Below are 8,401 nucleotides of genomic sequence, written 5' to 3'. Positions count from 1 at the left end.
CCATAAGCTCTGCTACCTCAACCTTTGTCTTACCTTTTTCTATCATCAATACTGCCTTTTCCCTTAAATCCACACTATATGCCATTATAACTCAAATACTTTATTATACCTTTATCATTTACTTTAGGAAATACTATAGCTGCTAATTTCTCACTAATTTGTGAACGAGGTTCGGAAAGTTCAAGACTATAAAATGATAATACTTGAAGACATTGTTGTAGGCATTCTTGCAGTGATGAACTATTTTGACATTTATTGGAGCATATACGCATAATGTCTCGAATTACACTGTAACTTGAAAAATCATCCAACTTTTGTTGTAAATCTACTCCCTTTTCCTCACTATTGAAACCCTGTAAATTTCCTCGAAACATAATACATTCCTTAATTTTGCAAATATACTAATATTAGTATATAAATATGAATATTATATTAATATAATTACTTTTCAAATATAAATGGCAAGTTAAAGTGGTTTTTTGTTACTCAAAAAACAGAAATGTTTCTATTTCCTACACTTTCTTTATAAAAATCATAGGCGCCCATTATTAGCTAAAGTAAAAGTCAAGTATCTGGAATTCTGGACATAAAATCCTCCTGTATAAAAAGATTAGAAAAAAATGCAGCGCACATATGACAGACGTGTATATACGCTGAAAAAGATACGCTACGTTTTTTATTGAAAAGTTAGTTGAAGTCTGCAGACAAAGATAGATTTTGAGCTCTTAAAATATCTCTAATTGTCATTATAATCAGATTCAAAATATGCGGAAGTAATTTTTTTTGACAATAGATTTCTTGCATAACCAAGTGTCATCCCAGCTGGGATTCAACTAAGTTGGTAAACACCTTACAACGTTTTTTGCGCGAAAAAGCTGGATGCCAGTGTCACGCACTGGCATGACATCCTCTTGCTTCTATAGTTGTCTTTATCTCGTCTACTTTATTTTGCCACACAGATACAATGGTTTCACATGTACTTGGTAGGCTATCTATTTTGAAAAAGAAGGACTACCAACACCTTCACTTTTTGCATCACTAAATTTACTTGCCACTCTATCAATAGCCCAAGTCAGAGGTGTAACAACGAGCGCAGCAGCCCAGATAACAGCACTAACAACATAACTCAAAACTGTGTTAACAAATTTAGATAATGCACTACTATGGTCCCATGTCTTATGTGACAACATGGATGAATAATCTATGAACGATTTTGTGTTACGCTTAAGATCAAAACTATCTATTGCTTTCGCTAATCCTTTTGCTGGCCAGTATGACAAATACGCCAATGCTAGATATAAAGGTTGCAGAATTACACTAGCTAACGCAAAAGTAGTAGTCTGAATCATAGAAGGATTTTGGTAACTACCAAGAGCTACATTTTTCACTGGCCCAACAACACTGTTGATAAGGTAAACGGATTTATAGAAACTATTTTGTGGAATTTTGTTACATCCAACACTTTTGGTAGGAACATCTCCGAACTTAGCATATCTACTAAAATTCTTGAATAAACTTGACATATTACCCCTCTAAAATAAAAACATAATTATCTTACTAATATCGCTTGTTTTAGAATAAATGCAATCACTACCTAACTAAATTATCTGTTGCGCAAAAGCACATATTACCATACCATCGAAAATAAAGAGGTCAGCATGAGTTTTACTTTACCTGAGTTGCCATATGATAAAGCAGCTTTAGAGCCTTATATATCTGTAAAGACATTAGATTTTCATTATGATAAGCACCATAAGGGATATTTAAATAAACTCAACGAACTGGTTGAAAACACAGATTATCAACATATGGAAATTGAGGAATTAGTAACGAAAGTTCATGGAAATAATAATACAGTTCCTATTTTTAACAATGCAGCACAAGTTTGGAATCACACTTTTTATTGGAATTCAATGAAAAAGAATGGTGGTGGTAAGCCTCAAGATGATGGTCTTCTAGCAAAAAAAATTCAAGATGATATTGGTGGCTTTGACAAATTTTGTGAAGAATTTTCAAATTATGGAGTAAGCCAATTTGGTAGTGGATGGGTGTGGTTAGTGCTTGAAAAAGGAAAACTCAAAATCACTAAAACTCCAAATGCGGATCTACCGCTAATTTATGGCCAAGTGCCACTACTTACTATGGATGTATGGGAGCATGCATACTATTTGGATTGCCAAAATCGCAGAATTGACTACATAAAAGTTTTTCTTGATCATTTGATCAATTGGGATTTTGTAGAAGAGAATTTAAAGAAGAATATATAAGATGAATATACCACAAGTAACAAAACTAGATAATGGTCTGCGCATAATAACTGAGCGAGTGCATGAAGTTGATTCCGTAGCTTTAAATATACGAGTTGGTGTTGGCAGTAGAGCTGAAAGTGCAAGTCAAAATGGAATATCTCATTTCCTAGAGCACATGGCTTTCAAAGGAACGAAAACGAGGACTGCATTTGAAATTGCAAAAGCTTTTGATGATATAGGTGGAGCCTTCAATGCCTGCACCGGTAGAGAAAGCACCAGTTATTACGCAAAGGTTCTTAAAAAAGATATAAAGACCGGCATTGATATATTAATAGATATATTAATGAATTCTATATTTCCAGAGGATGAATTGGAACGCGAAAAGGGTGTTGTAATACAAGAGATTTTTCAAACTAATGATTCACCGAGCGATATCATTTTTGATAAGTATTTTGAAGCAGCTTATAAAGATCAACCATTTGGTAGATCAATCCTGGGCACGCAAGATACTGTCAAATCTTTTACTCGAGCTAATCTAGATAACTACATAAATGAGCATTACTTTGGCGAGAACATTATATTTGCTGTTGCAGGAAATGTTGAACATGAGGAAGTTGTTCAATTAATCAAAGACTTTCTCTCAAAGATTCATTCAAAAGAGCTGAAAAAAAGCGAGAATGCAAGTTATACCAGTGGTGAGTATTTAGAACATCGTAAATTAGATCAAGTACATTTATTAATTGGTCTACCTAGTGTTTCTCGTGATGATAATAGATATCACACATTCAAGGTGCTTGATTCTATACTGGGAAGTGGAATGTCATCACGCCTGTTTCAGGAAGTAAGAGAAAAGCAGGGGCTTGCTTACTCCATTTACTCATTCAACTCTAGCTATGCTGATACAGGAATGCTTTCGATTTTTGCTGGTACAGATAGCAGTAATCTAGATAAGCTTTTGAAAGCTATAACGACAGAGTTGAAGAAATTGTCTACAGATGATTTAAAGGAAGAAGAAGTAAATAGAATAAAAGAGCGAGTAAAATCCCAAATTTTAATGTCACGCGAAAGTGTTAGCTCGCGTGCTGAAACGTTAGGACACTACTACGGCAACTATAATAAATACATCAGTAAAAACGAATTAATAGAAAAAATTAGTGCTGTTACTATTTACGATATAAAAAAAGCAGCAGAAGAATTGCTATCTCAGCATGAAAAAATTACTTTAGCTGCGATTGGAGAAATTAAGTCACTGCCAAGTTACGATAAAGTTGTTTCTATGCTTAGTGTACTTTAGTTATGTTGCTTATGCTCACTAAAAAGTTCAATGAATGGTTGCAAAATCCTTTCTATAAAAAGTTTGCTTTCTGGTTCATCGCATATACCACTAATCATTTTCTTGAAAGCTTTTTCGCTGTTTTGTAAAAATAAATAGCTTTCTACTGATTGCACAATAGACAAGGCAGTTAGAATTCCTCCTTTCACTAAAACAAGAAGCTATAGCAGGTACAGTACCCACTGCAATTCCAGTTGCGATCAATGATAAACCAGCTAAGAGTGTAAAGGCTGAAACGCAAAACGCTATTTGATGTTTTTCTTTATTTTTAACCATAAATGCCTCACAAAATTGCATTTCTAGTATGCCCGTATATATACGGTACTGTCAAGTTTTTAAAGAAGATTAAAAAATGCAACGCACATGTGCAAAATATGAACTAGGTATATAATTCACAATGCAGCGGTATTTCACTAATCCAATTATTTTTTTCCTGATCTAGCCTATCATTCAATATTGCTTGTCTTATTGATTCCATCAACTTATTCATGAAGAAAACATTGTGAATGGTAACGAGTGTGTAAGCCAGCAATTCCTTCGCTTTTAGTAAATGGTGTATATAGGCTCTTGAATGTTTTCTGCAAGTAAAGCACAAACAGTCATTTTCAATTGGGTTATCATCTAGTTCGAATCGTTGATTTCGCAAATTAATATGCTCTTTACACTTTGAAGAAATAGAATCTCCGTTTTTTACTTTAACAAGTGCGCCACCATGTCTTGCGAGGCGAGTTGGATGCACGCAATCAAATGTATCAACTCCAAGCTCTACTCCACGAAAAATGTCTACAATTCCACCAATACCAAGCAAATGAGTAGGCCTATCTTTTTTTAAATGTTCCATAGTAAAGGAAACTACATCATACATCTGCTCTTTACTCTGACCAAGCGATCCACCTATTGCTTGACCAAAAAATGGCAAATTGTTGATAAAATTACAACTTTCTCTACGTAAATCTTGATACACTCCACCTTGGCTAATTCCATACAGCGCCTGTTTGCCATCATTATTTTTTTCAAACTCATTTAAAGAACGTTCAGCCCATCTATGGCTCATGAGCATCGATTTCCTTGTATACTCCTTGCTGACGTGAAATGGAGTGCATTCATCCAAAACTAGGATTAAATCTGCGCCTAATTTTTGTTGAATTTGTATAGATTTTTCAGGAGTTAAGCAATAAATTTTACCATTTATGTAAGAACGAAAAATTGCCCCATCTTCATTAATTTTGATCAGAGTTTTTTGTTTCTGTCTTATTCCCTTTATTTCTTCTGAAACTGATCCGTGTCCTAAACTAAATATCTGGTATCCACCAGAATCAGTTAGCATTGGTCCATTCCATCCCATCATCTTGTGCAAGCCACCAAGTTTTGCCACAGTATCCTCTCCAGGTTGAAGCATTAGGTGATAAGTGTTAGAAAGTATTATCTGAGTACCTGCTTCTCTGATTCTTTCGATATCTGCAGCTTTAATGGCAGCTTTGGTTGCACAAAATATAAATGCTGGCGTTTCTATGTTTCCATTTGGAGTTTTAATTATGCCAACTCTTGCAGAACCTGATTGCTTGGTTATCCTAAACGAAAACTTTTCCATCTATTTGCTTGAAAGCTCTGCTATGATATTTTCCACTTTTTCAGGAGTGAGATTTTCATAAAAGTCATTATTGATCTGCACCACAGGGGCATTAACGCATGCACCAAGACATTCAACTTCCTTTAAAGTAAATAGATTATCTTTAGTGGTTTCACCGATATTGATTCCAAGCTTCTTTTTAAAGGTACTTAAAACTTCCTCGCTATTGCATAACCAGCAAGGAGTTGTCCTACAAATTTGTATCAAATATTTACCCACTGGCTTTAAATTATACATGGTATAAAAATTTGCCACTTCATACACGCGAATATGTGGAATATGAAGCATGTCAGCAACGCAGCGCATGGCAGATTCAGGAACCCATCCGCATTGTTCTTGAACCAGGTATAGTAAAGGCATGACGGCACTACCTTCTCTACCTTTAGGATACATCTCTATAGACTTTTTCGCTTTTCTGAGGTTGTCTGATGTAAAACTAAACTGCTCTTCTTTCTCTTTCATCTAATAAGGTTCGTGTAAATCTCAACAAATTATACTTGAAGAGTTAACAATTGCAATTGTTGGTTTTTTGAGCTCTACAATATTATATCTGTAGAGTGGGTGCACTCAATTTGTGAATTCTTTACTGCTACTCATTTTCCATATCTCGCTTTGCAGATTATAAAGGTATTAATTTATTAATTTTAGTTAAAATTTTCATTGACATTAACACGCAGAAATAATCATAATAGCGTTTTATTAAAATTTTAAATATAATTATGTCTATATTAAGTAGATTATTTGGAGTTAATACAACTATACTGAAAGTTAAAGAAGCGATAGGTTTTAATCCAAAAAACGTAGGGTTGATTGAAGGAAATGGAGTTACTTATGGACTCAGCTATCAAGATAACGGTAATGGAAGCAGTAGAGTAAAGTTACTTATTAGCCTACTATATCAATCAAAAACATACGAGTGTGATACAGGTGTCAACGTAGCAAATGAATTTAAGGGCCAATTATCTCCCGCACTAATAGAAAATTCAGCTGAAGTAGATAAAGTTGGAGTTATCTTTCCTACAGAAGAAACTAACAAAGAAAGAAAGTGCATCAAAGGCTTAACATTCAACACTTACGAAATCAAGCATTCAACGAATGCTCCCTTAGTTGAGCATTCAGGAAAAGTAAAATTACAAAAAAAAACATTAATAACCATAATGATGCAAATAAAGGCAATAGCTACTTTCAACCAAAAGCAGTGAAAGTTGGTAATGGTAATGTTGTTGTAGTTGCTCATAATTTAAAGGATCAAGCTTTAGTTTCTTGGTATTTACAATCAGACACGAATGGAAAATTTAAAGCTTTATCTGGAGCAAACGGCATCATAGAAAGAAAATTATTCAAGTTTAATAATCCAGGGCAATTAGTACTAGATGAAAATACGATGCTTTATTCGCAAGTGGGAAAAAATAGTATTGAAAATCAAGAGGTAAGAACAAATATTTTTAAGTTCGATATGGCCAAAGTGGTTGAGGATCTAAAAAGTGGAAAGAAAGATGAATGTTTGCTTAGTAAGAGATGTCAGATAGATAATAAAGCACTATCTCTTTCCAGAGAATATGAAATAAGCTTTTTACAGTATGTGAAACAAACTGAAGGCGATGATCAGGTTGCTTTTCTTGCAAAAAAACAATCTTCTAATACGCAAGAATTGCATTTAGTAAGCCTTGCTAAGAAAGGACCAAAATCAAATTTTACTGTTTGTGAATGTGAAGATCCTATAGAACAATTGTACGTTAAAGACAATGGCCAAGGAGGTTTTATCGTCACTGCGGTAAGTGGAGAGAGTATTATAACTTTTAATAGAGAGAGCTCTGGAAAATCTTCTGAAGCAACGATAATACCGACAAACAGTATCAAAGCTCTCAGTGATTTTGTTAATATCATTAACGGCCAATTGATGCCTAGTATTATTTCCAGCAGTACTGTGGCTCCTATAACTGTTACAGAGACGGTTGTGACTTCTAAGAAAACGACGACTGCTGCAATTACTAGCACAACAGAAACCGACACTGTAAAGACTACCAAATTAACAACAGAAGCATCAACTATCATTGTACCAACTTCCACAATGAGTAAATCTTCAACAGAGTCAACAACTCAGGCAAGTACAGTAACAGTGGAGTCAACAACAGTAGCATCAACTACCACTGCACCTACTTCTACAACGAGTAGGCCTTCAACAGAGTCAACAATTCAAACAAGTACAGTAACAGTGGGGCCAACAACAGTAGCAAAAACAACTTCTACTTCACAAACGACCACGGTTGCTAAAACGTCAACTAGTGTGCCTTCGGAAACTGAGACAAGTACTGTAAAATCTACAGCAGCGACTGTTGAGTCAACTTTTACAGCAAGCAGTACTACGATGAGTAAGCCTTTAACAGAATTAACAACTAAGATGAGTACGTCATCAGAACCAACAACAGTAGCTGAAACTATTGCGACTTCACAAGCAACTATGATTACTGCAATGCCAACTAATGCGCCAACAACAAACTCAGAGAAAACTATACAAACAGTGTCCACTATATCAAATACTGGAACAAAGGTAACAATTCCTCTGTTCACTACAACTTTACTTCCTCAAACTACTCCTTCACCACAGCCCACTCAGCTTGCTATAGAGTCTAATAGGGCAGGAATGATAGGTGGGTCTTTGGTTGGAGCGATAATAAGTATTGCTGGAATTATAGGATTCATAGCATACAAATATGTTAAGGGTCGTAATGCTGCTCCTGTGTTAGAACTAACTAATTTCAATGATAGAAGGCGATCATCTTCAAGTGGCAATAGCGATGAAGAAATTTTTATCGCTAATAACAGAATGAGACATATATCTATGCGAACTATGGATCAATCTGAAACAGTGCTAAACAGTATATCGGTGGAGAGTAGTAGTCGGTCAAGAAGTAGCTCATCGTCTTCAAGCGGTGGACCAGGGTCTTGACTGACTGAGCTAGAATCTAAAAGTGAAAAAAGCTTATCTTGGGATAGCGATGATGTACCGGAATATCACCTTTAGCTATTTGTCTGAATGTTTTTAGTAGGGAACGTTCAAAAAAGTGTGTCAAACCGCATTTTCAATTCAACTCAATTTTTAACCTACCAGGAAAAAAGATATCAAGTTGAGACATAGTTAAAGCCCAATTAGGCAAAGCAGTAATCCACTTTTGCTCTACCTTTTTT

General features: G+C 35.0%; 8 protein-coding genes and 1 pseudogene. 3 read left to right on the top strand and 6 right to left on the bottom strand.

Features of this window, described 5'->3' with window-relative positions; translation table 11 throughout:
• Positions 1 to 74: 74 nt before the first annotated feature.
• Both JR312_RS05050 and JR312_RS05045 read right to left on the bottom strand, forming a co-directional pair.
• A complete protein-coding gene (locus JR312_RS05050; RefSeq protein WP_264331041.1) occupies positions 75 to 374 on the bottom strand; it encodes a hypothetical protein in 300 nt (99 codons plus the stop codon).
• Positions 375 to 992: 618 nt separating this feature from the next.
• Entirely contained in the window at positions 993 to 1,523 is a 531-nt protein-coding gene (locus tag JR312_RS05045) for a hypothetical protein (RefSeq protein ID WP_416647878.1), read from the bottom strand.
• A gap of 135 nt (positions 1,524 to 1,658) precedes the next feature.
• Here JR312_RS05045 and JR312_RS05040 point away from each other — a divergent pair, with 135 nt between their 5' ends.
• On the top strand, positions 1,659 to 2,267 hold the full coding sequence (locus tag JR312_RS05040) for a superoxide dismutase (protein WP_353287515.1): 609 nt from the start codon (positions 1,659 to 1,661) through the stop codon (positions 2,265 to 2,267).
• Between the two features lies 1 nt (position 2,268).
• The gene (locus tag JR312_RS05035) at positions 2,269 to 3,543 is read left to right on the top strand and encodes a M16 family metallopeptidase (RefSeq protein WP_264330485.1); all 1,275 of its coding nucleotides are present in this window, start codon (positions 2,269 to 2,271) and stop codon (positions 3,541 to 3,543) included.
• On the opposite strand, the gene JR312_RS05030 is transcribed toward JR312_RS05035, so the two are convergent.
• The 4 genes from JR312_RS05030 to nuoE form a co-directional block, all read right to left on the bottom strand.
• The gene (locus JR312_RS05030) at positions 3,540 to 3,698 is read right to left on the bottom strand and encodes a hypothetical protein (protein WP_416647879.1); all 159 of its coding nucleotides are present in this window, start codon (positions 3,696 to 3,698) and stop codon (positions 3,540 to 3,542) included. The two genes, JR312_RS05035 and JR312_RS05030, sit on opposite strands and share 4 nt — an antisense overlap.
• On the bottom strand, positions 3,634 to 3,858 hold the full coding sequence (locus tag JR312_RS05025; protein WP_416647880.1) for a hypothetical protein: 225 nt from the start codon (positions 3,856 to 3,858) through the stop codon (positions 3,634 to 3,636). The genes JR312_RS05030 and JR312_RS05025 overlap by 65 nt, the downstream gene beginning before the upstream one ends.
• Before the next feature lie 103 nt (positions 3,859 to 3,961).
• Complete coding sequence (gene tgt / locus JR312_RS05020; RefSeq protein ID WP_416647877.1) at positions 3,962 to 5,173, bottom strand: tRNA guanosine(34) transglycosylase Tgt; 1,212 nt, start codon at positions 5,171 to 5,173, stop codon at positions 3,962 to 3,964.
• Positions 5,174 to 5,674, bottom strand: a complete 501-nt coding sequence (gene nuoE, locus JR312_RS05015; protein WP_264330482.1) for an NADH-quinone oxidoreductase subunit NuoE — start codon at positions 5,672 to 5,674, stop codon at positions 5,174 to 5,176.
• Positions 5,675 to 5,931: 257 nt separating this feature from the next.
• Between nuoE and JR312_RS05010 the strand changes: the two are divergent.
• A pseudogene (locus JR312_RS05010) lies at positions 5,932 to 8,162 on the top strand (hypothetical protein).
• Positions 8,163 to 8,401 lie beyond the last annotated feature (239 nt).

It is taken from the genome of Wolbachia endosymbiont of Nasonia giraulti, assembly GCF_048054155.1.
GTDB lineage: Bacteria > Pseudomonadota > Alphaproteobacteria > Rickettsiales > Anaplasmataceae > Wolbachia > Wolbachia pipientis_C.
The sequence above is the reverse complement of the archived record's forward strand: the minus strand, read 5'-3'. Positions and strand labels throughout refer to the sequence as shown.